The organism is Synechococcus sp. CS-1333 (genome assembly GCF_025128015.1).
Lineage (GTDB): Bacteria > Cyanobacteriota > Cyanobacteriia > PCC-6307 > Cyanobiaceae > MW101C3.
The window spans coordinates 1-24,758 of the sequence record NZ_JAHLYO010000005.1 but is presented as its reverse complement, the minus strand read 5'-3'; the positions used below and the strand labels follow the sequence as shown (position 1 = coordinate 24,758).

The 24,758-nt window shown below is 64.7% G+C and carries 21 protein-coding genes and 1 pseudogene; 14 read left to right on the top strand and 8 right to left on the bottom strand.

What is annotated here, in order from left to right; translation table 11 throughout:
* Positions 1–602 precede the first annotated feature (602 nt).
* The 3 genes from KQ303_RS00735 (at position 603) to KQ303_RS00725 (ending at position 6,084) form a co-directional block, all read left to right on the top strand.
* Positions 603–2,840 (top strand): HAD-IIB family hydrolase, encoded by a 2,238-nt coding sequence (locus KQ303_RS00735; protein ID WP_259728754.1) that lies wholly within the window; start codon positions 603–605, stop codon positions 2,838–2,840.
* A 14-nt stretch (positions 2,841–2,854) separates the two neighbouring features.
* On the top strand, positions 2,855–3,697 hold the full coding sequence (locus KQ303_RS00730; RefSeq protein ID WP_259728753.1) for an HAD-IIB family hydrolase: 843 nt from the start codon (positions 2,855–2,857) through the stop codon (positions 3,695–3,697).
* Positions 3,698–4,092: 395 nt separating this feature from the next.
* Positions 4,093–6,084, top strand: coding sequence for an alpha-amylase family protein (locus tag KQ303_RS00725; RefSeq protein WP_259728752.1), 1,992 nt, complete (start codon positions 4,093–4,095; stop codon positions 6,082–6,084).
* Between the two features lie 44 nt (positions 6,085–6,128).
* Here KQ303_RS00725 and KQ303_RS00720 read toward each other — a convergent pair whose 3' ends face one another.
* Both KQ303_RS00720 and moaB read right to left on the bottom strand, forming a co-directional pair.
* Positions 6,129–6,983, bottom strand: a complete 855-nt coding sequence (locus KQ303_RS00720) for an MOSC domain-containing protein (RefSeq protein WP_259728751.1) — start codon at positions 6,981–6,983, stop codon at positions 6,129–6,131.
* A gap of 50 nt (positions 6,984–7,033) precedes the next feature.
* Positions 7,034–7,636 (bottom strand): molybdenum cofactor biosynthesis protein B, encoded by a 603-nt coding sequence (gene moaB / locus KQ303_RS00715; protein WP_259728750.1) that lies wholly within the window; start codon positions 7,634–7,636, stop codon positions 7,034–7,036.
* Between the two features lie 99 nt (positions 7,637–7,735).
* Between moaB and mnmG the strand changes: the two genes are divergently transcribed.
* The 4 genes from mnmG to KQ303_RS00695 all read left to right on the top strand — a co-directional run bounded on the left by mnmG (position 7,736) and on the right by KQ303_RS00695 (position 11,908).
* Positions 7,736–9,649: a tRNA uridine-5-carboxymethylaminomethyl(34) synthesis enzyme MnmG gene (gene mnmG, locus KQ303_RS00710; RefSeq protein ID WP_259728749.1), complete on the top strand. Its 1,914-nt coding sequence runs from the start codon at positions 7,736–7,738 to the stop codon at positions 9,647–9,649.
* A gap of 35 nt (positions 9,650–9,684) precedes the next feature.
* Positions 9,685–10,566: a hypothetical protein gene (locus KQ303_RS00705; RefSeq protein WP_259728748.1), complete on the top strand. Its 882-nt coding sequence runs from the start codon at positions 9,685–9,687 to the stop codon at positions 10,564–10,566.
* Positions 10,567–10,647: 81 nt separating this feature from the next.
* Positions 10,648–11,322, top strand: coding sequence for a chorismate lyase (locus KQ303_RS00700; protein WP_259728747.1), 675 nt, complete (start codon positions 10,648–10,650; stop codon positions 11,320–11,322).
* A gap of 58 nt (positions 11,323–11,380) precedes the next feature.
* A complete protein-coding gene (locus KQ303_RS00695; RefSeq protein ID WP_259728746.1) occupies positions 11,381–11,908 on the top strand; it encodes a hypothetical protein in 528 nt (175 codons plus the stop codon).
* Positions 11,909–11,921: 13 nt separating this feature from the next.
* Here KQ303_RS00695 and KQ303_RS00690 read toward each other — a convergent pair whose 3' ends face one another.
* The 4 genes from KQ303_RS00690 to KQ303_RS00675 form a co-directional block, all read right to left on the bottom strand.
* Positions 11,922–12,443, bottom strand: coding sequence for a DUF1269 domain-containing protein (locus KQ303_RS00690; RefSeq protein ID WP_259728745.1), 522 nt, complete (start codon positions 12,441–12,443; stop codon positions 11,922–11,924).
* Between the two features lie 99 nt (positions 12,444–12,542).
* On the bottom strand, positions 12,543–13,220 hold the full coding sequence (locus KQ303_RS00685; protein ID WP_259728744.1) for a hypothetical protein: 678 nt from the start codon (positions 13,218–13,220) through the stop codon (positions 12,543–12,545).
* 63 nt (positions 13,221–13,283) lie between these two features.
* The gene (locus tag KQ303_RS00680; protein WP_255100248.1) at positions 13,284–13,412 is read right to left on the bottom strand and encodes a hypothetical protein; all 129 of its coding nucleotides are present in this window, start codon (positions 13,410–13,412) and stop codon (positions 13,284–13,286) included.
* 9 nt (positions 13,413–13,421) lie between these two features.
* Positions 13,422–13,964, bottom strand: a complete 543-nt coding sequence (locus KQ303_RS00675; protein WP_259728743.1) for a SprT family zinc-dependent metalloprotease — start codon at positions 13,962–13,964, stop codon at positions 13,422–13,424.
* A gap of 82 nt (positions 13,965–14,046) precedes the next feature.
* Here KQ303_RS00675 and KQ303_RS00670 point away from each other — a divergent pair, with 82 nt between their 5' ends.
* The 5 genes from KQ303_RS00670 to KQ303_RS00650 all read left to right on the top strand — a co-directional run bounded on the left by KQ303_RS00670 (position 14,047) and on the right by KQ303_RS00650 (position 22,137).
* Positions 14,047–14,469 (top strand): hypothetical protein, encoded by a 423-nt coding sequence (locus KQ303_RS00670; RefSeq protein ID WP_094512234.1) that lies wholly within the window; start codon positions 14,047–14,049, stop codon positions 14,467–14,469.
* Between the two features lie 37 nt (positions 14,470–14,506).
* Positions 14,507–16,624 (top strand): NAD-dependent DNA ligase LigA, encoded by a 2,118-nt coding sequence (gene ligA / locus KQ303_RS00665; protein WP_255100245.1) that lies wholly within the window; start codon positions 14,507–14,509, stop codon positions 16,622–16,624.
* Positions 16,625–17,387: 763 nt separating this feature from the next.
* The gene (locus KQ303_RS00660) at positions 17,388–19,805 is read left to right on the top strand and encodes a T3SS effector HopA1 family protein (protein ID WP_259728742.1); all 2,418 of its coding nucleotides are present in this window, start codon (positions 17,388–17,390) and stop codon (positions 19,803–19,805) included.
* Positions 19,806–20,000: 195 nt separating this feature from the next.
* The gene (locus KQ303_RS00655; RefSeq protein ID WP_259728741.1) at positions 20,001–20,696 is read left to right on the top strand and encodes a response regulator transcription factor; all 696 of its coding nucleotides are present in this window, start codon (positions 20,001–20,003) and stop codon (positions 20,694–20,696) included.
* Between the two features lie 19 nt (positions 20,697–20,715).
* Positions 20,716–22,137 carry a cell wall metabolism sensor histidine kinase WalK gene (locus KQ303_RS00650; RefSeq protein WP_259728740.1) on the top strand — a complete coding sequence of 474 codons (1,422 nt, stop codon included), beginning with the start codon at positions 20,716–20,718 and terminating at the stop codon, positions 22,135–22,137.
* A gap of 229 nt (positions 22,138–22,366) precedes the next feature.
* On the opposite strand, the gene KQ303_RS00645 is transcribed toward KQ303_RS00650, so the two are convergent.
* Positions 22,367–23,599, bottom strand: coding sequence for an RNA polymerase sigma factor (locus KQ303_RS00645; protein WP_259728739.1), 1,233 nt, complete (start codon positions 23,597–23,599; stop codon positions 22,367–22,369).
* The gene (locus KQ303_RS00640) at positions 23,600–23,941 is read right to left on the bottom strand and encodes a YciI family protein (protein ID WP_094512211.1); all 342 of its coding nucleotides are present in this window, start codon (positions 23,939–23,941) and stop codon (positions 23,600–23,602) included.
* Positions 23,942–24,100: 159 nt separating this feature from the next.
* Here KQ303_RS00640 and mscL point away from each other — a divergent pair, with 159 nt between their 5' ends.
* Positions 24,101–24,493 carry a large conductance mechanosensitive channel protein MscL gene (gene mscL, locus KQ303_RS00635; RefSeq protein WP_259728738.1) on the top strand — a complete coding sequence of 131 codons (393 nt, stop codon included), beginning with the start codon at positions 24,101–24,103 and terminating at the stop codon, positions 24,491–24,493.
* Positions 24,494–24,578: 85 nt separating this feature from the next.
* Positions 24,579–24,758 (top strand): annotated as a pseudogene (locus KQ303_RS00630) (hypothetical protein); the annotation flags it as partial.

Genomic DNA, 24,758 nt, shown 5'->3' with positions numbered 1-24,758 from the left:
TCTTGCCGACCCGCCATCACACTGGAGCCTGCTATGCAGGGGTTGAGATCATTGCCCTCAGAGGGGCTGTCTGCCGGTACTGCTCGACGTGTTCTGGTCTATGGGCATTGTTCTGCGGGCATTGCTCGAGTGGCATTCTTCTGCCCGCTTTGCGCAGATGGCTTTGGCCAGATCGTCTTCAGTGCTGGCGACAGCTCTGGTGTGATCCGACGTCTCATGGATCAGATGGTGCCTTGATCGGTCCTTTTCTGCTTCTTGATTGCTCTGCCATCCACTTCAGCCTGGATTTTGCTCGGTGCCTGCTTTCTGGTGATTTCCATGGTTTCAGGCCGGGTCGGGGCGAGCAGCTCTGGCCATGGCTGCCTGCCTCGTTCAGCGTTGGCATTGATCTGGATCGGTGGCTAAGGGTGGTTGCAGAGCTCTGATGCGTTCTGCTTCCGCTTCGCGTCTGTTGTCGTCTGAGCACCACTGAACCCTTGATTCACCCCTGCGGATCGCCGCAAACGACAGGCCCACATCGCGATGGCGCATCCAGCCGCGCCACAGCCCGGCAGCTCCCAGCCGCACCGGTTGTGCGGCAACAGCTCGCGTCTCAACAGTTAGTGCCGCCGGCTGCAACGCCACAGCACCCCGTCCAGCAGACCGCTGCCGCCGCCACCTGGCTGGAGCGCTCGGCGCAGCCGGGCGCTTCCGAGCGACCCCTCTACCTGCTGCTGATCAGCCTGCATGGCTTGATCCGCGGCCAGCAGCTCGAGCTGGGGCGTGATGCGGACACCGGTGGGCAAACCAAATATGTGGTCGAGCTGGCCAAGGCACTGGCGCAGCAGCCGCATGTGGAGCAGGTGGATCTGGTCACGCGGCTGGTGGTGGATGCCGCCGTGAGCGACGACTATGCGCAGCCCATCGAGCCCCTGGGGGAGCACTGCCGGATCGTGCGCCTGCCGGCAGGGCCAGAGGCTTACATCGCCAAGGAGCAGTTGTGGCCCTATCTCGGCAACTTCGCCGATACCCTCCATGCCTGGCTCAAGCAGCAGCCGCGCTGGCCCGATCTGATCCATACCCATTACGCCGATGCGGGATATGTGGGCGTGCGGCTCGCCAACCTCACCGGCCTGCCGCTGGTGCACACAGGCCATTCACTCGGGCGCGATAAGACCCGCCGCCTGCTGGCTGTGGGCATGGCGATTGAACAGATCGAAGCCCGCTATCACATGATCGAGCGCATCAGCGCCGAGGAAGATACCCTCAGCCACGCGAGCCTGGTGATCACGAGCACGCGGAATGAGATTGAAAGCCAATACGAACTTTACGATTACTACACGCCCGAGAAGATGGCGGTGATTCCGCCCGGCACCGATCTCCAGCAATTCTTTCCGCCCAGCCCGGAGCCTGCCGCCGCCGATCCGTCGCCCATCCAGCAGGAGATCAACAAGTTTCTTGCCGATCCCACCAAGCCGATGATCCTGGCGCTCTCCCGGGCGGATGAGCGCAAGAACATCATTGCCCTGCTGGAGGCCTTCGGCCAGGAGCCGCGTTTGAAGGCGCTGGCCAATCTGGTGATCGTGATGGGCAACCGCGACGATATCCGGGAACTCCATGAAGGGGCCCAGCATGTGCTCACGGAGATCCTGCTGGTGATCGATGCGCTCGATCTCTATGGAATCGTGGCGCTGCCCAAGCACCATCAATCCTCGGAGGTGCCGGCGATCTATCGATCGGCCACGGCCTCAAGGGGCGTGTTCGTGAACCCGGCGCTCACCGAACCCTTCGGCCTCACGTTGCTGGAGGCCGCAGCCAGCGGGCTGCCCCTGGTGGCCACGGATAATGGCGGCCCTGTGGACATCCTCGGCAACTGCCGCAATGGCCTGCTCGTGGATCCCACCGATCGCGTCGCGATTGCCTCAGCGCTGCTGGCGATTCTTGAGGATCCCCAGCTCTGGGCCCGCTATTCCCAGCAGGGGCTGATCAACATCGCCCGGTACTACTCCTGGGAGGCGCATGCCAGCCGTTACCTCACGGCGATCCGACCGATCATTGAGCAGCACCGTCCACCGGAGCGCCCCCCCGCCAGCGGCAGAATCCGCCAGTCGTTTGATCGCGCTATCTTCACCGCGGTGGATAACACTCTGCTCGGCGATGACGAGGGACTCGAGGCACTTGTGAAGGTGATCACGGCGCACCGCCGTGCCTTCATGTTCGGCGTCGCCACGGGGCGGCGCCTGGATTCCGTGCTGATGCTGCTGAAGCGAAAGGCCATCCCAGCTCCCGACATTCTGATCACCAGCCTGGGGACGGAGATCTATTACACCGGCCAGTTGTTCACCGATGTGGCCTGGAACCGGCACATCAACCATGCCTGGACTCCCCAGGTGCTCAAGCGGGTGATGGATGAGATTCCCGGCCTCACACTGCAGCCCAAGAGTGAGCAGAGCCGCTACAAGCTTTCTTATTACTACGACGCCGCCCACGCTCCTCCCATTGAAGACATTCATGGTCTGCTGCATCAGCAAGAGCTTTCCGTGAATGCCACTTACTCCTTCGGGCAATACCTCGACATCGTGCCGGCACGGGCGTCCAAGGGTCAGGCTTTGCGCTACGTAGCCAGCCAGTATGAAATTCCCCTGGAGCAGATCCTCGTGACCGGTGGCTCCGGTGGCGATGAGGACATGCTGCGAGGCAACACGCTGGGGGTGGTGGTGGCCAACCGGCACCAGGAGGAGCTCGCCAACCTCAGCGAATGGCAGCAGGTGTATTTCGCCGCCGGCGCCCATTCCTGGGGCATCCTTGATGCGATCCATCATTACAACTTCTTTCAGCGCATGAGCTGTGCCGTGGCGTGAGGTGTGTCTCGCCCTTGGCGCGGTTGCTGATCGCCACCGATCTTGACCGCACCCTGCTGCCCAACGGAGCTGCCGAGGAATCGCCTCTGGCGCGCCCTCTCTTCGCACGGCTGGCGGCGCGCGCGGAGGTCACGCTGGCGTATGTCACCGGCCGTCATCGGGCCCTGGTGGAGGAGGCGATCACCACCTATGCGCTCCCTGAACCCCAGTGGGTGATCAGTGATGTGGGCAGCCGCCTCGACCAGCTTGATCGTGGCCATTGGCAGCCCTGCGCGGCATGGCAGCAGCACATCCGCCGCGATTGGCCTGGCTGTGTGTCCGCGGATCTGCAGGCTTTGTTTGAGGATCTTCCCCAGCTTGTGCTGCAGGAGAGTGATCGCCAGAGTGCCTGCAAGCTCAGCTTTTATGTGCCTTTGGGTGTCGACCTGGAGGCGTTGAAGCTGGTGATGCTGGAGCGGCTGGCTGGCCACGGCGCCGCCTGCAGCTGGATCTACAGCGTGGACGAAGCGAAGGGCACGGGCCTGCTGGATGTGTGTCCTGCCAGTGCCACCAAATGGCATGCCCTGGAGTTTCTGATGCAGCGCGCTGGCTTCGATCTCAGCCACACGGTGTTTGCCGGCGACAGCGGCAATGACCTGCCGCTTCTGGTCAGCGCGGTGCCCGCCGTGCTGGTGGCCAATGCCCACCCCGCGGTGATCGCGGAGGCCACGGCAGCCGCGTGCCGCAGCGGCCATCCCGAGGCGCTTTATCTCGCCCGCGGTGGCTTCATGGGCATGAACGGTCACTACAGTGCCGGCCTTCTGGAGGGTGTGGCTCACTTCCATCCCTACGTGGCCCACTGGCTGCAGCAGTCGTGAGCCGCCCAGGCCTCTCGGCTGGATGCCGTCTGCCGCCGCTGGCGCCAACGCTGCTTTTTGTGGTGCCCAGGCTGCTCCGGCCTGGCGGCCGATCAGCTGTGACGCCCTCCCCTTGGTCGCGCTGCTCTAGCGTTCATCCAGGCAACGATGCACTGCGCTCAGCCAACTGCTGCTACCAGCAGGCTGCCTCCCATCTGACAGCACCGAGGGTGATTCGGTTGCTGTCACGTTCTGTTCTTTTGCCAGGCCAACGAACCCCCAGCTCCTGCGGCCCTGCCCAGCGCTGCTGCTCCGGCTCATGACCGCACGGTCTGCACAGCTTCGCTTTCGCCAGTGCCCGGCACTGATGCCGTCCTGTTTCGCTGCCTCTCGTTTCGCTGCTTCTTGTTTCGGCCATGTATGAACAGATTTCCCATTCGCTTCTCAATGCGATCCTCGATGATCTGAAGCCGGAGATTCGCCGCCAGGATCTGCGGCACTTCTATACACGGCTGGGGGCTAACTTCTTTGCGATCCACTCGCTCTTCTCCACGCTTTACGGCCATCGCGACGACTTCGCCGATCAGATGTTGAAGCTGGTTGAAACGATGGCGATGGGCTATGTCGACCGGTCACCTGAATCTGAGCGGCTGGATATCAACCGTGAAAACGATCACAACTGGTTTCTGTCTCAGCATTGGGTGGGCATGGCGCTCTACACCAATGGCTTCGCGGATGATCTGGCTGATCTGAGCAAGAAGGTGACCTATCTCCAGGAGCTCGGCATCAACATGGTGCACGTGATGCCGATTCTGGAATGCCCCGTGGGCAAGAGCGACGGCGGTTATGCAGTCAGCAATTTTCGCAGAATCGATGGCCGTGTGGGGGATCTGGCGGATTTCCAGGCGTTGTCGGAGCAGTTCCGTGCCAATGGCATCCTGTTGGTGCTGGATATCGTTCTGAACCATACCTCGGATGAGCACGTCTGGGCCTTGATGGCCAAGCAGGGTGATCTCGAACATCAGGAGTATTACTACACGTTCGCAGATCGGCGTATCCCCGATCTGTTTGAGCAGAGCATGCCGGAAATCTTTCCTGAAACCGATCCAGGCAACTTCACCTGGAACGAGGAGATGCAGCGCTGGGTGATGACCGTGTTCCACAACTATCAGTGGGATCTCAATTACAGCCATCCAACTGTGTTCATCGCCATGCTGGATATCGTGCTCTTCTGGGCCAACCAGGGCGTGGATGTGCTGCGGCTCGATGCGGTGGCGTTCCTGTGGAAAAAAATAGGGTCTTCCTGTCAGAACGAGCACAAGGCCCACCTGATCCTGCAGCTGCTGAAGGATTGCTGCCAGGTGACGGCCCCTGGGGTGCTCTTCATCGCCGAGGCCATCGTGGCGCCGGTGGAGGTGGCCAAGTATTTCGGTGAAGATGCCATCGTGGCCAAGGAATGCGAGATCGCCTACAACGCCACGCTGATGGCCCTGCTCTGGGATGGCATCGCCACCAAGAACACCCGGTTGCTACGCGAAGGGATCAAGAGCCTGCCCAGCAAGCTCGATCGTGCCACCTGGCTCAATTATGTGCGCTGCCATGATGATATCGGCTTCGGTTTCGATGACAGCGACATCAGGGCAGCGGGTTACGACCCCTCCGCACATCGCAGGTTCCTGGTGGATTATTTCACCGGCCACTACGACGACAGCGCCCGGGGCCTGGTCTTCATGCGCAACGAGGCCACCGGCGATGCACGCATCTGTGGCTCGCTGGCTTCGTTGGTGGGGCTCGAAGCCGCTCTGGAGCAGCAGAATGCGCGACTGACCCGGCAGGCCATTGATCGCATCCTGCTGCTGCATGGGGTGATCCTCTCCTTCGGCGGCATCCCCCTCATCTACAACGGTGACGCTCTTGGTGTGCTCAACGATTACAGCTTCCGCGACGACCCCGATAAGCACGAAGACAGCCGCTGGGTGCACCGTCCGAAGATCAACTGGCAGCAGGCCGAGCAACGCAAGCAGCCGGGCACGGTGGAGTTCGAGATCTTCACGGCCATGCAGCGCATGATCGCCATCCGCAAGCAGACCAGCGCCTTCGCCGACTTCAACAACCGCGAACTGCTGCCCGTGGCCAATGATCACGTGCTCTGTTATGCACGCTCAGATGGTCAGCAGGGCGCCAACAGCGTGGTGGTGCTGGCCAACTTCGATGCCAGCCCACAGCAGGTGGAGCTGAGCGATCTGTGCCGCCATGGCATGCAGCAGGGCCTCAGCCATGGCGCCAATCCAGGCTTCAACAGCCACTGCACTCTCACCGACCTCTACACCGGTGCCGCCCCCACCCAGTTCGACGGCGGCATCGTGCTGAGCGGCTATCAGTTCTACTGGCTGCGCCAGCAAGGCTGAACATCCCCGCGGCTCAGCCGCAGCGTGCAGCCTCACCGCTCGGCTCAGCCCGCGCCCTCTTCCAGCAGCGTGATCGGGTCGCCTACCGCCACCGGCCCCGGGGTCAGCACTGACAGGCGGATGCCGGCGATCACCTTGTTGTGGCGTGCTGTGGCCCGCAGGATCTCGATGTCTTCCGGCAGGCCGCACTGGGCCAGGGTGGTGATCACGCAGCGAGGGCAGGCCGTGTCCACCTGCAGCAACGCCCGCTTACCGATCCGCAGGCGGTGGCCTAACCAGGCCTCCTCCACGAACCCCTCGTCGCCCTCCAGTGGCGCCATCAGCAGGTTGGGGCGGAAGCGCTCCACGGCGAAATCGAGGTCGGGCTCCAGCTGGCGCAGGCGGTCGAGGGTGGCGGTGCTGATCGCATGGATCGGGCAGGAATCGAAAAAGGTGCCGGCGGGCAGCACCAGCTCATTCACCACGTCCTGAAACTCCCGCTCCTGCACCGGCGGCCAGTACTGATCCAGGCTGGCGCCCTCCTGGGGCCGATCCAGCAGGCTCACCTGCCGGCCCAGCCACGCCGACAACTGGGCGCCCGCCTCCGGATCACTGGTGAGCAAGGGCGCCGCCTCCGTACCGGCCGCCCTATCAGCCGCGGCGCTGATCGCGGCGGCGGGCAGCGCCTGACCCGGCAGAGGTGGCGCCACGAACTGAGCCTGGTACTGGAGCAGGGAGCGCCACAGGCGCGGATTCTTGGCGCTGGCCACCCGGCCGGTGGCATGGTCCCAGAGGGCATAGGCGCGGTCGCCGCAGATTCCCCCTTCGCCCACCTCCACCTGGGGCAGGCACTCGCCCAGCATCGATTTCACCGGATAGCGCCAGAGCGCTTCCACCCGTCCCACCAGCCTGCCGTTCATGGGATCCGCCCAACGGCCTCATCCAAGCGTTCAGCGGCGCCGAATGCCGTTCAGGGCGTACCGCCGGTGCCGGAGTTACTGGCGGAGCTAGTGCCGGTGCCGCTATTGCTGGCACTGGCCGCAGGGCTCCAGGCCGGGGTGTGGGGGTCTTCGCGCAGCCGCGGCAGCAGCTGCACCAGGTTGCAGGGCCGGGTGGCGGGGTTCAGCTGGGCGCTGATCAGCCGGTCCCAGGCGGTGCTCACCGCATCGAGCGAGCCGGGCAGCACGAAGATCACCGTGCCGTTGGCCACCCCCGCCAGGCAGCGGCTCTGCAAGGTGCTGGTGCCGATCGTCTCGAAGGAGAGCTGCCGGAACAGCTCGCCGAAGCCCTCGATCGTCTTGTCGAGCAGGGGCGCGACCGCTTCCGGTGACCCATCGCGGCCGGTGAGCCCGGTGCCCCCGCAGCTGATCACCACCTGCACCGCCGCTGTGGCGATCCAGCGGCTCACCACCGCCCGGATCGCGTAGCGGTCGTCGGGCACGCACAACCGCTCCACCAGCTGGTGGCCTTCGCGCTCGAGGCGCTCGCGCAGCGCATCGCCGGAGGGATCGTCGGCGCTGGGGTCGGCGCTGCGTCGGTCGGACACCGTGAGCAGAGCGATGGCGAGACTCACAAGGCAACGCGCGGCGACGGCCTGAGGCTAGGCAGCGCGGCGCCTGGGGCCCCCGACCCGCGCTCGGCAGGCCTGGGGCCAGGCCCATAGCCTGGGCGGATGGCACTGAGCGCGGCACCGAGCGAAAGCTTTGAACTGATCGTCGTCGGCGGCGGCCATGCGGGCTGCGAGGCGGCGCTGGCGGCGGCGCGGCTGGGCATCGACACCGCCCTGTTCAGCCTCAACATCGACCGCATCGCCTGGCAGCCCTGCAACCCGGCGGTGGGTGGGCCGGCCAAGAGCCAGCTGGTGCATGAAGTGGATGCGCTCGGCGGCGTGATCGGGCGGCTGGCCGATGCCACCGCTCTGCAGAAGCGTGTGCTCAACGCCAGCCGGGGGCCGGCAGTGTGGGCCCTGCGCGCCCAGACCGACAAGCGCGCCTATGCCCGCCAGATGCTGCAGCTGCTGCAGCACACGCCGCACCTCCACCTGCGCGAGGCGATGGTCACCGGCCTGGAGGTGGCTGACGACCGGGTGATCGGCGTGCGCACCTATTTCGGCAGCGTGTACGCCGCCGGCGCCGTGGTGCTCACCACCGGCACCTTTCTGGGCGGCACGATCTGGGTGGGCAACCGCTCCATGCCCGCCGGCCGCGCCGGCGAAGCCCGCGCCGAGGGGCTCACCGAGGCGCTGCAGGCGCTGGGCTTCCGCACTGACCGCCTCAAGACCGGCACGCCGGCGCGGGTCGATCGACGCAGCGTGCGCCTCGATCAGCTGGAGGAACAACCCAGCGACGCCGCCGATCGCTTCTTCTCCTTCGATCCGGCCGCCTGGGTGAGCGGGGAGCAGATGGCCTGCCACATCACCCGCACCACGGCGGCCACCCACCAGCTGATCCGCGACAACCTCCATCTCACGCCGATCTACGGCGGCTTCATCGACAGCAAGGGGCCGCGCTACTGCCCCTCGATCGAAGACAAGATCGTGCGCTTTGCCGACAAGGACTCCCACCAGATCTTCCTGGAGCCGGAGGGTCGCGACACGCCCGAGCTCTACATCCAGGGGTTCTCCACCGGCCTGCCCGAACGGCTGCAGCTCGAGCTGCTGCGCACGCTGCCGGGGCTGGAGCAGTGCGTGATGCTGCGGCCCGCCTACGCGGTCGACTACGACATCCTGCCCGCCACCCAGCTGTTGCCCTCGCTGATGACCAAGCGGGTGGAGGGGCTGTTCAGCGCCGGCCAGCTCAACGGCACCACCGGTTATGAGGAGGCGGCGGCGCAGGGATTGGTGGCGGGGCTGAATGCGGCGCGGCTGCTGCGCGGCCAGAGCCCCGTGCACTTTCCGCGCGAGGGCAGCTACATCGGCACCTTGATCGACGATCTGGTCACCAAAGACCTCAAGGAGCCCTACCGGGTGCTCACCAGCCGCAGCGAATACCGGCTGGTGCTGCGGGGCGACAACGCCGATCGGCGTCTGACGCCGCTGGGCCATGAGCTGGGATTGGTGGATGGCCGGCGCTGGCAGATCTTCGAGGCCAAGCAGGCGGCGATCGCGGCCGAGCAGCGCCGCCTCGACAGCGTGCGGCTGAAGGCGTCTGATCCTGCCGCCGCCGCGATCGAAGCGGAAACGGGCGCGCCGATCCGCGGCTCGATCACCCTGGCCGATCTGCTGCGCCGCTCCGGGGTGCATGCCACCGATCTGGTGCGCCACGGTCTCTGCGATCCGCACCTGCCGGCCGATGTGCGCGACAGCGCCGAGATCGATGTGAAATACAGCGGCTATCTGGCCCGCCAGCAGCAGGAGATCGAGCGGGTGCGCAAGCAGGATCACCGCCCGATTCCGGACGGCATCGATTACGCCGCCATCGCCACCCTCTCGAAGGAGGCGCGTGAGCGCCTGGCGGCCGTGCGGCCGCTGAATCTGGGCCAGGCCGCACGCACGCCCGGCGTCAGCCCCGCCGATGCCAATGCCCTGCTGCTGTGGCTGGAGCTGAACCGGCGGCAGGAAGCCGCAAAACGGACGTCAGTGCCTTAAGCTCGCGCGTCACTCACGCCTGAGCCTGCGCTTTCATGGCGACCCCCCCTTCAGTCCCCACCTCCAGAGCCTTCTGGGATCTCAAGGCCGAACAGGTGGTGCACCGGGTGTTTGCCAATGGAGCCAACCGCACCAGTGTTGGTCTGCTCGACCATACGCCGATCGATGTGGTGGTGAGCGAGGCCCCCGCGCGCGCTCCGGCTCCGCCTCCACCTTCACGGGCTACCCGCACAGCCACCACGGCCCTCTGGCACCGTCCCTGGCTACCGATTCTCTCGGCCCTTGCCCTGGTGGGGATCACCTCCTCGCTGCTGCTGTGGCGCAACTGGCAGGTGGCCAACCGCGCGCTTGATCAGGAACGCAATCTCAAGCTGCTGGAGCGGCTGCGAGATCTGGTGCCCGCCGCCGCTGAACCGGCAGCGTTGCCTGCTGGTCAGATTGCAGGAGCTGCCCCCACCCTTGATCCCAGCCTGCCGCCGCCGCCGCTGGAGGAGCCGTGGGTTCAGGAGCTGGCCCCCCTCTCTGGTGGCACAGCCGGCCAGGCCTCCACCGCGCGGCCGCTGCGGGTGCCCGTTAGCGGCACCATCACCCGCCCAGCCCCCGCCGCTGCTGCTGCTGGTGGCAACGGCTGGGCGGTGGGCGACAGCGTGGGTGCCTCCGCCACCCCCAGGGTCGCTGCCCCCCCGTCGCCGGCTGGTGCAAGCGCGGGCCCTGCCCCCGAGCTGATGGGAGTGGTGCAGGTGCAGGGCCGATCCAGCGCGGCGATCTTCCAGGTGGGCGGCACCAGCACGAACGTGTCGGTGGGAGAGCCGATCGGCGCCAGCGGCTGGCGTCTGCAATCCGCCAGTGGCGATTCGGTGGTGATTGAACGCCAGGGCAAGCAGCGCCAGGTGAGCATCAGCAACGATGGCCTCTGAGCTGATGTGACTGCTCAGCCGGTTCCCCCGCTCTCATTGCCCAGGCTGGCTTCGTAGCCTGAACCACCGGTGCTCAGCCCGATGAGCGGCTCACTCTGCTCGACCCCTGCCCGATCGCGCGAGGAGCCAATCCCCGGCGACGACGGCACCCCCTTCCCCTCGCCGCATGCCCTGTGGTCGGCGTCGCGGGCGGCCATGGAGGCCGGCTGCACGGCGGCGGGCCTCAGCGGTGCCTGGCAATTGCTGCTGCTGGGTGATGGCAGCCCCACCCGCCACCTGCAGCTGCTCACCGGCGCTCCGGTGGAGGTGGAGCTGATCGCCATGGCCTGCGATGCGGGGGATGGCAAGCGGGTGCCTGCAGAAGTGGCTGGTTTGGCCTCGCCCTTGCTGCGGCGTCAGGTGTGGCTTCGCTGTCACGGAGAGCCGCTGGCCTGGGCCGAAAGCTGGTGGAACCAGTCGCAGGCCGAAGAAAATCTCCGCGACCGCCAGCTGCCGATCTGGCAAAGCCTGACGGCTGATCGCGCCGAACTGTTCCGCGAAGTGGATGGGTTGGCCCAGGTGACAGAACCTTGGCTGGAACAGGGTTTTGGCTGCAGCGGTCCGTTCTGGAGCCGCCACTACCGCTTCTTTCGCGGCGGGCGTCAGCTCACGGTGATCCGCGAGGTCTTCTCCCCGGCACTGGAGCGTTGGCTGGGGCCCAGTCATCGCTGTGAAGAATCATCAACAATGTTGCCAGCCGTCACACGGACGCATTGACAAGTTGCGAGTTGCCCCAGCCCGGGCACCATGTTGATGTTCCACGTCGGTTCGCCCGATGGCCCCGTCCACGTCCTGGCTCAGCCTCACCGATCTGGGCCGCCTCTACGGCATCTCCGCCATCTACTGCGGCCGCCTGCTGTGCGAGGTCGGTCTGCGCGACCACGACGGACGCCCCAGCGCCGAAGCTCTGGCCAGCGGCCTAGCCCAGGTGGCCTGCTCCAGCCACCGCAATGTGGACACGCTCTGGCATGAAGAAGGCTGCCGCGCCGCACTGGAAGCTCAAGGCCAAGTGCCCCTTGCTCAGCGCACGCTTGTGGAGCAGTGGGCCGAGCTGCTCTGGGCGATGAAGCAAGGATCAGCGGCGATCAGCACCTCTGCCGAGCAGATGGCCGAAGATCTCCCCGGTGAGCTGGTGGAGCCTGTCAACCAACAGCTGCGCGTGAACGGCTGGGACTTCCAGGTGCCCCGCACCCACCACAGCGGCGGCGGTGCAGGCGCCGGTGAAGGCCATGCCAATGGCACCCCCCGCGCCCGCAACCATCCTGATGACCTGGCCCGTCGCCGCCGCAAAGCGGCTAGCTGAAAGCCTGCCGGGTTCAGCCGAGCCGCAGGGCTTCAGCCTGTTGGCGGGTCTTCTCGAGCAGCTCGCGCAGCCGGTCTTCGTCGGTGTGGCTGAGGCTGGTGCGCAGCAGCTTGGCGTGGGGAGCGAAGCTGCGCAGGCGCTCCACCACCCGGTCAGGGGTGGCTTCACGCACCAGCAGGCAGAGGGCGGCGCTGCCCTGCGGCAGGGTTTCGCCCACCTCACGCAGGAAGCCGTCGCTGATGCCCAGATCGCTGAGCGCGCCCGAGGCGGCACCAACACCGGCGCCCAGGGCAGCACCCAGCAGCGGATTGAGGAACAGCAGCCCCACCAGCGAGCCCCAGAAGCCACCGCCCAGCGCGCCGGCGGCGGTCAGGTTGATCGCCTGACGCAGATGCACCTCCCCGGCGGCATCGTGCTCGACCACCACCGCATCTTCCAGTGAGATCAGATGCTCCTGCTGGATATTGACCAGCTCGCGACGTACGGCGTCAGCATCCTCGGCTTTCGGAAATCCCACCACGATCAGGTTGCTCATGGACGCAGATCCTTGGAAGCGGTTGATCACCACTGAATCTAGGTGGCTTGCGGTGGCGCTCCGCTGGTGGCCGGCGTTGATGATTCGCGGCTGCCCCGCTCAATCCCGCCGGCGGCTGGAGCGGGGCAGGGGGCGCTGGGGCGTGCGTGCCGGCGGCAACGACGGCGGGGTCTCGCTCCCAGCGCCTGCCCCGTTGGGGCGCTGCCAGCGGGGCAGGCGGAAGTTGTCGTCCTCGGGCCAATCGTTGGTGTCGGGCGCGGGTGGCAGCAGCGAGGCGCTGCGACGGGAGATCGCCTCCAGTGGCCGCCGCCCGCCACTGGCGGTAGGGCCAGCCGGTGTTGCGGCCAGGCCGCTTCCCCTGTCCCACTCCCTGGCCGGCTCAGGCGCTCTGCCCATGGGGCTGCGGCTGGCGGGTTCCCGGCTGGCGGTGCGGAAACGCTCGTCGGTGGGAAGGCCGCTGCTGCGGCGGGGTGGTGGGGTCTGCGCCTCCCGCTCCTGGGGGGAGGGGCGTTCCTGCCAGGGCTCGGGCCAGTCGTCGTCGCCTTCGAGGAACCAGTCGAAGCGCTCCCCCACCCAGCGACCCAGACCATCCAGGCCCGGTCGTGCACCGGTGCGGCCCCCGGCTCCACGCGCCTGGGCACGCGACCCCGGGCGAGCCCCGGACACGCCGTTCACCAGCTGCCGCCCCGCCACCATCCATTGATCGAAGGTTCCGCCCGCCGTGGGCGATCCCTGGCGGCGTCTGCCGCGGCGGGAAGGGTCACCGGAACCGTTCATGGCTCTGTCCTGTGTCCGTCCTGATGGGCCCGGCTCTTCCCTGAGAACCGTTTCGCCTTGACCCTAACGGCTGAGGCGCAGGGCCCAGCGGCGTCGCAGCCAGCGTTCGCGGCCCAGGCCCACCACGGCGATCGCCAGGCCGCCGCACTGCAGCACCCCCAGGAACAGTTCCATGCCAAGGGCTCGATCCATCGGCGAACCCTAGGCGCCACCGGGTTCGAACAGGAGCTGGCAGCTGGCATGCCACTGGCCGCCGTGCAGCCGGTCGCAGCAGAGGCGGCAGGCCACGCCCCGCACCCGCCGCCGATAGGGCGCCGTGACACCGCAGCTGGGGCAGCGGGCGATCCAGCGCACCGCACTGACCGGCAGCGGGTAAGAGTGGCGCAGGCTCACCTCGAACGCCGACTGGGCGGCGTTGATGCTGGCCATGCGGGCACGGAAGTGGGGGCCGTGCACCTCGCGCACCCCCAGCACCCGGTCGATCCAGGCGTGGATCATCTCGTGGCAGAGGGTGCCCAGCGTGGCTTCACGGGGCAGCGGTTCGAGCACCGGCCGCGACAGCACGATCTCGCACAGGGGTGTGCCGTCGCGCTGCCGGCCGCTGCGGTAGAGCCCGGCGGTGCGGTTCATGCGGCCATCGCTCCAGCGCACCGCCACCAGGCTGCGGCCCTGCGGCGCCAGGGTGCCGTCGAAGTGCTCCCGGTTGAGGCGGTGGAACAGCGGAAGCAAGGACTCCAGGGGCATGCCGCTTCAGGGCGTTGGCACCAGCCAGGCAGTCTGGCGGGGCCGTCGGTCAGACTCCAGGCTCAGGATGCGCGCTTTCGCCATGGATTGGGGTCTGGCACAGACGATCGGCACCAAGGCCCTGTTGGCCGGTGCCGGCGCCCTGCTTCTCTACTGGACCTACACGGCCGTGAAGCTGGTGATCAGCGCCCGCGGCATCAACCCGCTGCTCAAGCAGTTCTTCACCCAGGTGGCCTCGGGCCAGATCGATGGCGCCTATCTGCTCACCACCAAGAACTATCGCTCCCATGTGAACCGGCAGCAGTTCATCCGTTTCCTGGCGGGTCTGCAGCTCAACAAGTACCGCAACCTCAAATCCGGCCGGCCCCGCATCCAGGACGGCCAGATCATCCTCACGGTGAAGCTGAAGTCGGAGGCAAAGGAGGAACTGCCGCTTGATTTCACCTTCGTGAAGGTGGAGGAAGCCTGGCGGGTGGATCGCATCAACAGACTCGCCGCTGCCTGACGCTCCATCCCGCCGCTCCTTGCCAGCGCCGCCTCCCATGCCCGACGCATCGCCTGAGGATCGGGCCGAGGAATTGCGCCGCCTGCTGCAGCGCGCGGCGCACGCCTACTACGTGCTGGATGCCCCGGAGCTGGAGGACCCGGTCTATGACCGGCTCTATCGCGAGCTGCTGGAGCTGGAGGCCGCCCACCCCGAACTGGTGCGTCCCGATAGCCCCACGCAGAGGGTGGGCGGCGCTCCCGCCGAAGGCTTTCGCACGGTGGAGCACCGCGTCGGACTGCTCAGCCTCGACAACGCCTTCGGCTTGGAGGACCTGGAGGCCTGGTATGGCCGCCTGCTGCGCGCGATCGATCGCTTGCCCGAGGTCGGTGCACCGCTGCCCGCCCTGCCGATGGTGGGCGAGCTCAAGATCGACGGCAACGCCCTCGCTCTCAGCTACGCCAACGGGGTGCTGGTGCGGGCCGCCACCCGCGGTGACGGGGCGTGGGGCGAGGAGATCACCGCCAACGTGCGCACGATCCAGAGCGTGCCGCTGCGGCTGCAGCTGGATCACCCCCCGGCCTGGGTGGAGGTGCGCGGTGAGGCCTTCATCCCCGACGCCACCTTCAGCGCCATCAATACCGAGCGCGAAGCCCGCGGCGAACCGCCGTTCGCCAACCCCCGCAATGCCTGCGCGGGCACCCTGCGGCAGCTCGATCCGAAGGTGGTGGCCGCCCGGCGTCTCGATTTCTTCGCCTACACCCTCCATCTCCCTGAGGAGTGGGATCCGGTCGGCGCCGGCGGGACCAGTGATCCAGCGAGGCCCACCAGCCAGTGGGCCTCGCTGGAGTGGCTGCACTCCGCCGGCTTCCGGGTCAATCCCAATGCCGAACTCCTGCCCGACCTGGCCGCGGTGGAGGGTTTCTTCAGCGCCTGGGAGGAGACACGGCGCTCCCTGCCCTACGCCACCGACGGGGTGGTGGTGAAGCTCAACGACCTGCGACTCCAGGCCGAGGCCGGCTTCACCCAGAAGGCGCCGCGCTGGGCGATCGCCCTCAAGTACGCCGCCGAGGAGGCCCCCAGCCGGCTGCTGCGCCTGGTGGCCCAGGTGGGCCGCACCGGAGTCGTGACGCCGGTGGCGGAGTTCGAGCCGGTGGCGCTCGCCGGCACCAGCGTGAGCCGCGCCACCCTCCATAACGCCGACCGGCTGGCCGAGCTCGATCTCCACGCCGGCGACACGATCGTGGTGCGCAAGGCGGGTGAGATCATCCCAGAGGTGGTGCGGGTGCTGGTCGAACTGCGGCCGGCAGGGGCAACGCCGCTGGCCCTGCCCCAGGCCTGCCCGGAGTGCGGCTCGGAGCTGGTGCGCGAGACGGGGGAGGCGGCCACGCGCTGCGTCAACAGCAGCTGCCCGGCGATCCTGCGCGGCTCGCTGCGCCACTGGGTGAGCAAGGCGGCCCTTGACGTGGATGGCCTCGGCAGCAAGCTGATCGAGCAGCTGGTGGACCGGGGGCTGGTGCGCTCGATCGCCGATCTCTACAGGCTCGACGCCGCGCTGCTGGCCAGCCTGGAGCGGATGGGGGAGAAGTCGGCGTCGAATCTGGCGGCGGCGCTGGAGGCCTCCAAGGCCAAGCCTTGGCATCGCCAGCTTTATGGCCTTGGGATTCACCACGTCGGCGAGGTGAACTCCAAGGCGCTGGCCAGGGTGTTCCCCTCGGCCGCCACTCTCGCCACGGCGGCATTCGAGGCCCCGGAGGCGATCACCGCAGTCCATGGCATCGGCGTCGAGATCGTTCAGTCGCTGCAGCAGTGGTTTGCCATCCCCGCGAACGAGCGCCTGCTCAACGACCTGGCGCAGCTGGGTCTGACGCTGGCCAGCACCGGCGCCGTTCCTGACGGAGGCGGCAGGTCCCAGTCCCAGCCTCTAGCGGGGAAGACGCTGGTGCTCACTGGCACGTTGCCCAGCCTGACCCGGCACCGTGCCCAGGAGCTGATCGAGGCCGCCGGTGGCAAGGTGACAGGCTCGGTGAGCCGGAAGACGAGCTTCGTGGTGGCTGGCGAGGAGGCGGGAAGCAAGCTCGGCAAGGCCGAGAGCCTGGGTGTGGCCGTGATCGACGAAGCGGGTCTGCAGGCCCTGCTCGCTGCAGAGCCACCACGGTCCTCCGAGTCGGACTGAGCGTCTCACCGGTCTCCTCAAGCCTTCGGGGCAGGCGACAGGCGCGTCAGCAGCTTCGCTGCGACGGTCAGGGCCGTTGCTGTGCGTGACCAGGCTGGCAGGCGCACCGCCCTCCGCTGGACAGGGCTGATGACGCCACAACCTCGGTGACGACGGGGGACGTTCTCACCCTGTGCCGACATAAGAGTTTTCTTGCCAATTTCCTTCCGTCCTCTTACCGCCGAACTTTTACTGTTCATTCAGTTCAGCCATTCAAGCTGAACAGGTGGACAGATGGCTCGTCTGTTAACTGTACGGCTAATCATGCAGTACAGGCAGAGGCGTCGACTGACCATCATTATCCCCGTCCCAAATTCTAACCAGTCAAAGGAGAACACCATGGCAACTGAATCTTCGACCAATGCAGCCCTGTTGGGCCTGAATCTGCTTTCAGGGGCAGATAGCTTCCTCACTGATCTCACCCCAGAGGATGAGGCCTCCATTTCAGGTGGTAATGGCAGGCGCCGTCGCAGCCGCCGCAGCCGCGCCAGCCGTCCCAGCCGCGTCAGCCGTGTAACCCGCGGGAGCGGATTGTCCTGACGTTCCCCTAGACCGATGATCCAGGGCTTGCAACCCCTGTTGGGGAAGCCGACAGTGGCGCATCCCTGAGAACAACTTTGGGACCTGTCGAGGTTTCGAGATTGTCAAGCGGCATTCTCGAAACCTCGACTTGGAGCAAGTCTCAGTCCATGGTGGAAGTGCTTGGAATGATGAATGCCTGACGATGCCTCTACGCCTGGAATCTTCTACCATCCTTGATTACTTGGTTCAGCAAGGCCTTTGCGGCCCTGATGATGAAGTGCTGAGTGTCAAGGCACTCCCTGGCAAAAATCTCAATCTTCTGGTGCAGATCTCCACAGGCGGCAGCCACCACGGGATGACAACCAGCCTATTGGTCAAGCAAGCACCGTTTCGTGATAAGGAAGGACCTAAGCAGAGTTTTCTCGAAGAGTGGCGCATCTATCAATTGCTTGATACCGATGATCAGCTCCGCGAGCTGCAACCCATCATGTCTGAAGGGGTGAATTATGATGCCACAAATGGCATCCTGGTTCTCCGATTTGTAGAAGGATATTGGGATCTTGGCAAGTTCTACGCGGGCGCCCAGCAGTTTCCCGCGCACATCGCCACCGCACTCGGAACCGGCCTGGCCACGCTTCACCGGGCAACATTTCAACGTCAGGACTATCAGCTTCAACTCGCTCCGGAATGCACCCGTATGGAGGGAGACAGGGGCGACGGGCCTGACTTCTTCAGTGAATTGGAGAATCTGACGCCTGATCTCTTTCGGCGAGTGTCGCTGGATGGCCTCATGTTCTATAAGCTTTACCAGCGCTCTGCCCACCTTTCGGAAGCGCTCTCTCGTCTGCAAGCAGACTACACACCATGTTGCCTGATTCATAACGACCTCAAGTTTGGAAACATCCTGGTTCACCAGGATTGGCCTCGGTGGGAGCCCTCACCCCTGCCCACCTCCATGGCGGCTCTGCACCTCTCTGATCAGCAAGGAGTCATCCGGGTAATTGATTGGGAGCAGTGGGCATGGGGCGATCCGGCATTCGATGTAGGGGCGATTATCACTGAGTATCTGAGAGTCTGGCTTCAGAGTCTCGCCCTCAGCAGGGATATTGATCTTGCTGTCTCGCTGCAATTGGCGGCAGTGCCTTTGCAGACACTTCAACCCTCACTGGCCGCCTTGATCAAGGCCTATCTGGCACAGTTCCCTGCAATTCTTGAGGTTTTTCCTGACTTTCAGGAACGGGTGCTGCGGTTTGCTGGTCTGGGGTTGATCGAGGTGATTCAGGAACGGTTGTTTTACCGAGAGCCATTTGGCAATCTGGAGATTTCCATATTGCAGGTTGCAAGGTCGCTGTTGTGTCATCCTGAAGCCGCCATGTCAACGGTGTTTGGTGACCTCGACTCGCACTGCTCAGGCATCGAGCTTCCAGATTCCCCTCCTAGTGAGATGGTGCACGTTGACTTCAGCAAAACCCATTGCACCAACAGCCATCCAGCTTCGCACTCAGAGGTGTTCTTGCCCCGTTGGCTGCAGCACTATTCCCTCGATGCAGCGCTGACCGATTTGACTGAGAATGTTCGTATCGATCCTCCTCTGATTGAACATCCGTCTTACGCACTGCTCGATGTCACTCAAATGCGAGGCAGTGCTGCCTCTGAAACGGAGGCAGAACGGTACAATGATTTGCCAGATGAGCTAAAGCAGGCGGATCTATTGCGTCAGCTCAGGAATTATCTGCATGACATCTACTTCAGCGGGGAGCAAGAATTGCGATTGTCAACACCTACGCTGAAAAGAGAGTACAAGAACAGCACCTATGCAGGCTTGGATCTTGATTTGATTGGCCAGATCCAGGCGGCCAATAGCGGCACAGGGTGCGTCGACCCCAACTGGGTCGTGACCAGAGTGGAGGGAAGCCGTTACCAGGTTCAGAAAGATGGTCTGCATCTTTGGATTGATCCCACTGCCGATCTGGCGTTGGGGTCGCCAGAGGGATCTGTTGGCACTCGATTGTCCTTGCGTCTGCCCAATTCTTCTTTTGTTGGGGAGTACTACATGGCGGTCGGCAATGGTGGACAACCTGCCACTGATCAAGTTTCTTTTCACCTCTTCTTCCATGTCACCGTGGAGGGGGCGATCCTGCTGATGGAAATCTTGAGCTGCGAGCTCAATCGCGAATCCTGTCCATTTACCTTGAAGGTCCTCACCGAGCCTTTGTCCTATGGGCGCTTTGATGCTGCAATTCTGACTCTGGAATCCAGGCACTATGTGAATCTAAGGGCCGTCTTGCAGCATCTCTACCCCAGGCTCCGCCCTCACTTACATGATCCGATCCCCCTCTTCACCGCGCCACTTGCCCCTGGCATCGGACTCGCCGAAGCCCCTGGAGATGCACAAGGTTTTGGCCTGGGCCGCTGCCAGATCCTGGCGCGGGCACTGCTGGCTGCTGAGCCCTTCCCCAAGCCTCGGCAGTGGGCCATACAGCAACACTTCGCTGAGCACAGTCTGGATTGGCAGCGTCCCCATCTCAATCCGGGATCCCGTGCTTCCTATCCACCATTGGATCTCTGTGACTGTGGTGAGGTGGCCGCTGCGAGCGATGCTCTGTGCCACCCTCACTGACCCCATCACGCTCTCACGGCCTTCCACTGGAAAGTGGCCCAGGCTTTGTGTCGTGGAAGCTCTGGAGATCAGGCTGCAGTGCCGTTTCTACGCTGTGGACAGCATGAATGATCATCTCGCGGCGGTACCATGACGGTTAGCCCATGCCCGCCTTTCTATTGCCATGACTCAGTGGAGGTTCTTTGCCGATCTGCTATGCGCGTGTTAGTAGTTGAAGACGATGCAGGTATCTCCAGGTTCATCCATCAAGGGCTGGGGGAAGCGGGGTACGCCGTTGATCTTGCCTTGAATGGCCGCGATGGCGTGAACTATGCAATGGCAGCTGATTACGATGCTGTTGTTCTCGACGTCATGCTTCCTGTACTGGACGGCCTGAGCGTCCTTAGGGAGCTGCGCAGACAGGGATTAAAAACCCCAGTTCTGTTGTTGACGGCGTTGGACACCGTCCAGGATCGTGTGCTGGGTTTGGATGCTGGCGCAGATGATTATTTGGTCAAGACGTTTGACTTCACGGAGCTGCTGGCCCGGTTGCGAGCTCTATTGAGGCGGCCTCCCCTTCAGACAGACGTGTTGCTCAGGGTGGGGAGTCTTGAGATGGATACCGCCCAACGGGTGGTGAAGCGTGGCAATCGGCTCATTGATCTGAGTCCGCGGGAGTTTTCTCTCTTGGAGTACTTGATGCGTCACTCCAACCAGGTGTTGAGTCGGACGCAGATTGCCCAGCACGTCTGGAACTTTGACTATTATGGAGACTTCAAGGTTATTGATGTCTATATTGGCTATCTCCGGCGAAAGCTTGATCAGAATGAGCCATTCTCTTTGATTCAGACGGTTAGAGGAGTGGGTTACTGCATCAGGGCTGATGGTGAGGCTCCGCTTTCCCACCCATAGCCCCAACGTTTAAACCGCCATGAAGCTTTGGAAACCCTGGCAAAATCTCAGGTTTCGCCTGGTCGCCTGGTACAGCCTTCTGGCGGGTCTATCTATGCTGGGCTCCGATCGCTTGATCTATCACGAGTTTCAGCGAACGCTGCTTGAGCAGGTTGATGGCGCCTTGAAGGTGAATGCCATTCAAGCCTTGAAGTCCCTTGATGACGAAGTTAACACCTTGTTGTTCGATCCACGTAAGGATGCGCCGATCATTGCGTCCTTATTGAGTGATGCTGGCGTTGTGATTCTGTTGATTGGGAATGATGGCGCTGTGATGGAGCGTTTCGGCGATTCGTCCATGCTTCCGGCTCACCAAGTAGTAAAACCTGGCTTTGAGACCGTGCTGACTGGGGAAGGGCGCTGGCGAACGTATACGAAGGAAATCCTTACAAGTCGTGGAAGGCCATCGGGATGGCTGAAGGTGGCTCGCTCTCTTCAGCCCATTGACACCACCTTGCAGAACCTCTCGAATCGCTATCTGCTCAAGCTTCCTATTCTTCTTGGAGTGGTGGGGTTGGGAGGTTACTTCCTTGCGAGCCGTGCGCTTAAGCCGGTTGTGCAGATTACGCAGATATCGAAGCAGATCAGAGTTAGCGGAAACCTGGCTCAGCGCATTCATTACCGTGGAACTTCTAATGATGAACTGGCTCGCCTGGCCATGATGTTTGATGAGATGATGGATTCACTGCAGTCGGCTTTTGAGTTCGAAAGGCGGTTTCTGATGGACGCTTCTCATGAGCTTCGAACCCCGCTGACGGCTCTTAAGGGCCGGCTGCAAGTGACGTTGCGTCAACCCCGCACCGTCGCGGACTATCAAGAATCTCTCCACTTGATTGATCATGATGTTGATCGTCTGATTCGTCTTAGCAGCGATCTTCTGCTGCTATCTCGGCTGGAACAGGGCCACCGGTATGCTGATCAGGATCTCATTGACTTGAGCGATCTGCTGGCTGCAGTTGCTGTGCAGGCTCAACCTTTGGCTGATCTTGCGGGCCTTTCTTTCCGCACATTCATCGTCCCCAATCTGTTGATCCAAGGCAGTCCAGATCATCTGATTCGTCTCTTTCTTAATCTTGTTGATAATGCCATTAAGTATACACCTGCTCCGGGCCGCGTCAGCGTGGTTGCTGTCATTCAGCAAAGCCGCATTCGTGTTGACATCAGTGACACTGGGGTTGGAATCGCGCCAGAACATCTACCCCATCTGTTTGAGCGTTTCTATCGTGTCGAGAAGTCGCGCTCGCGTGCGACGGGTGGCACAGGCCTCGGGTTGTCCATCGCCCAGGAAATTGTCCATCACCATCACGGCACGATCACAGTCCAAAGCCAACCTGGCCATGGCACCAACTTCACGGTCAGTTTTCCCCTCGACGTCAAACGGGATGGTTTGGCATCAGCCTGATGAATGACCTCGGCGGTTCGCTGGATCTGTCGATCCAGATGCATCCCTCGCCTTCCAGTCGGCCCGATGGGATGCAATGGCTGCGGCAAGCTGGTGTGGGACGCCGAGGTGGTCTACTGGCGCCCCAGCACTTCCTTCGGTCGCTGCTTCCTGCCATTGGTGCCGCATGGCGGCCGGGGCCTGGCCGCCGGAATGGCAGGCGGCACGCCTGCTTCCGCGTCTCGTGGGGCTACGGGCAGCGCCCTCGCAGGAAGGCCAGGGCCGCTGGGTCCGTGGTGAGGGCGATGGCCCGCCCATAGCTCTCCCGCGCCTCGGGCCAGCGGCCGAGCCGGGTGAGCAGCTCGGCCCGCAGCGCCCACCAGGGTTGATAGGCGGCAGCGGCGGGCACGGCGGCGCCGAGCGCTTCCAGTGGTTCCAGCCCTGCGGCCGGACCGCGCAGCTCGGCCAGCACCGCCAGCCGGCTCACCTGCGCCCCCACGCTGGGGGCCAGGCGGACCAGGCCGTCATAGAGGTGCAACAGCGCCGGCCAGTCGACCCGGCCGTGCACGGCCCGCTGGGCATGCACCGACTGGATCGCCGCCTCCAGCTGGAAACGCCCCATCCGCCCCTGGGCCGCCGCCTGCCGCAGCTCCGCCTCGGCCTCCGCCTGCAGCGGCCGCGACCAGAGACGCATGTCCTGCTCCTGGAGCGGAACGTAGGCGCCGTGGCGGTCGCGCCGGGCCGGACGGCGTGCCTGGGCATGCAGCAGCAGCGACAGCAGCCCCCGCCCCTCCGGTTCCTGCGGCAGCAGCTCAACGCAGAGCCGCGCCAGCTGGACGGCTTCCTGGGCGAGCCCGTCGCTGCCGCCCGCTGTGCCGGGTTCCTCCCAGCCCGTGCCGAAGGCTGCGTAGATCGCCTGATGCACCGCCGCCGCCCGTGCCGGCAGGGCGTCGGTGGGGGGCAGCACGAAGGGAATGCGGGCCTCCCGGATCTTCGCCTTGGCACGCACCAGCCGTTGCCCCATGGCGGCGGGAGCCACCAGGAAGGCGGCCCCGATGCGGGCGGCATTGAGGCCCAGCACCGTCTGCAGCATCAGCGGCGCCTGGATGGCCGGATCGATGGCGGGGTGAGCGCAGAGAAACAGCAGCCGCAGGCGGTCGTCGGGAATGGCCGCCGCTTCGCCCGCGCCGGCACTCGGATCGGTGGGCATGGTGAACGCCTCCTCGAGGAGGAGGGGCAGCAGGCGCTCCTGGGTGCGGGTCCGCCGGTGGCCATCGAGCCAGCGCCGCCGGGCGCTGACCAGCAACCAGGCCTCCGGACTGCGGGGCACCCCCTGGCGGGGCCAGTCGGCCAGGGCCGCCAGGAAGGCCTCGCTCAGGGCGTCCTCCGCCGCGGCGGGATCGCCGCAGCGGGCCGTGAGCCAGGCCACCAGCTTCCCGTAGGAGCGGCGGGCGGCCTGCTCGGCGCTGCGCCCCGCCTCCACTCAGCTCCCCTCCATGGCCAGCACGGGCCGCACCTCCACGGCGCAGCGGCCGGCGGCAGGACAGCGGGCCGCCCAGGCCAGGGCGGCATCGAGATCGGGCACATCGATCAGGAAGAAGCCGCCCAGCTGCTCCTTGGTGTCGGGGAAGGGACCGTCCTGCACCTGGGCGGTGCCGCCCTGCAGCCGCACGGTGGTGGCGGTGTGGGTGGGATGGAGGCATTCGCCACCGCGATGGGCGCCGGCCTCCGCCAACGCCTGGGCGTAGGCGGCATAGGCGGGCATCAGGCTGGGGCGATCGGCGACATCCTGCTCGGTTTCGTAGATGAGGACCGCGTAGTTCATGGGAAGCGTGGAGAAGGGGATGGCCCCGGGTCGGGGTTCACCTCCATGACGGACGGTGGCGCCCCATTTCGACAGGTTGGGATGGGGTAGGGGGATGGGGCGGATGGGTGGTCCGCTGGCTTCACACGTAGGTTGTCGGACACCTTCCGCTGTTCCGTGATGGCCCCGCGCCGCTCCAGTTTCCTGGCCGATTTCCAGGCCTTCATCAACAAGGGCAATGTGGTCGACCTCGCCGTGGCGGTGGTGATCGGTGGCGCCTTCGGCAAGGTGGTGGACGCGGTGGTGAGCCTGGTGATGGGCAGCCTGCTCACCCCTGCCCTGAAGGCGGCCAACGTCGATTCGATCAATTCGTGGCCCGCCGGCGCCGTGATCGTGGCGTTGATCAACTTCATCGTGATCGCCTTCGTGGTGTTCCTGATCGTCAAGGCCATCGAGGCCACCAAGCGCAAGGAGGAGGCCAAGGCCGAGGCGGCCGCTGTCCCCGATGTGCAGGCCCAGCTGGCCTCAGCGGTGACCCGCCTGGCGGACGCGCTCGATCGCAAGGGGCTGTGAGCCGGAACGAGCCCGTTCCCGTTGGGCACGATCGATTCACTGGCCATTGCTGATGTTGGAGGGCTATGCCCTGCACATACCTGAGATGGCGGAGCGCTTCCCCCATCTCAATGCCAACACCTCGCAACGGCCGAAGTGGGAGGAGTTCGATGGCTATGCCTTCCTGGCGATGAAGATGCTCGACGACGCTGGAGCCGACCGGGGGGTGACGGTCGAGCACGTGAGCTTGATCCTCGGTCCCACCTGGGTGCTCTCGTTCCTGGAG

Excerpts from the sequence above, each read along its gene's own strand:
- ligA (WP_255100245.1), top strand. The coding sequence starts at position 14,507 with ATGCCCGACGCATCGCCTGAGGATCGGGCCGAGGAATTGCGCCGCCTG.
- mscL (WP_259728738.1), top strand. The coding sequence starts at position 24,101 with ATGGCCCCGCGCCGCTCCAGTTTCCTGGCCGATTTCCAGGCCTTCATC.
- KQ303_RS00705 (WP_259728748.1), top strand. The coding sequence starts at position 9,685 with ATGGCGACCCCCCCTTCAGTCCCCACCTCCAGAGCCTTCTGGGATCTC.
- KQ303_RS00675 (WP_259728743.1), bottom strand. The coding sequence starts at position 13,964 with ATGCCCCTGGAGTCCTTGCTTCCGCTGTTCCACCGCCTCAACCGGGAG.
- KQ303_RS00695 (WP_259728746.1), top strand. The coding sequence starts at position 11,381 with ATGGCCCCGTCCACGTCCTGGCTCAGCCTCACCGATCTGGGCCGCCTC.
- KQ303_RS00655 (WP_259728741.1), top strand. The coding sequence starts at position 20,001 with ATGCGCGTGTTAGTAGTTGAAGACGATGCAGGTATCTCCAGGTTCATC.
- mnmG (WP_259728749.1), top strand. The coding sequence starts at position 7,736 with ATGGCACTGAGCGCGGCACCGAGCGAAAGCTTTGAACTGATCGTCGTC.
- KQ303_RS00700 (WP_259728747.1), top strand. The coding sequence starts at position 10,648 with ATGAGCGGCTCACTCTGCTCGACCCCTGCCCGATCGCGCGAGGAGCCA.
- KQ303_RS00720 (WP_259728751.1), bottom strand. The coding sequence starts at position 6,983 with ATGAACGGCAGGCTGGTGGGACGGGTGGAAGCGCTCTGGCGCTATCCG.
- KQ303_RS00685 (WP_259728744.1), bottom strand. The coding sequence starts at position 13,220 with ATGAACGGTTCCGGTGACCCTTCCCGCCGCGGCAGACGCCGCCAGGGA.
- KQ303_RS00660 (WP_259728742.1), top strand. The coding sequence starts at position 17,388 with ATGCCTCTACGCCTGGAATCTTCTACCATCCTTGATTACTTGGTTCAG.
- KQ303_RS00725 (WP_259728752.1), top strand. The coding sequence starts at position 4,093 with ATGTATGAACAGATTTCCCATTCGCTTCTCAATGCGATCCTCGATGAT.
- KQ303_RS00650 (WP_259728740.1), top strand. The coding sequence starts at position 20,716 with ATGAAGCTTTGGAAACCCTGGCAAAATCTCAGGTTTCGCCTGGTCGCC.
- KQ303_RS00680 (WP_255100248.1), bottom strand. The coding sequence starts at position 13,412 with ATGGATCGAGCCCTTGGCATGGAACTGTTCCTGGGGGTGCTGCAGTGC.
- KQ303_RS00640 (WP_094512211.1), bottom strand. The coding sequence starts at position 23,941 with ATGAACTACGCGGTCCTCATCTACGAAACCGAGCAGGATGTCGCCGAT.
- KQ303_RS00670 (WP_094512234.1), top strand. The coding sequence starts at position 14,047 with ATGGATTGGGGTCTGGCACAGACGATCGGCACCAAGGCCCTGTTGGCC.
- KQ303_RS00690 (WP_259728745.1), bottom strand. The coding sequence starts at position 12,443 with ATGAGCAACCTGATCGTGGTGGGATTTCCGAAAGCCGAGGATGCTGAC.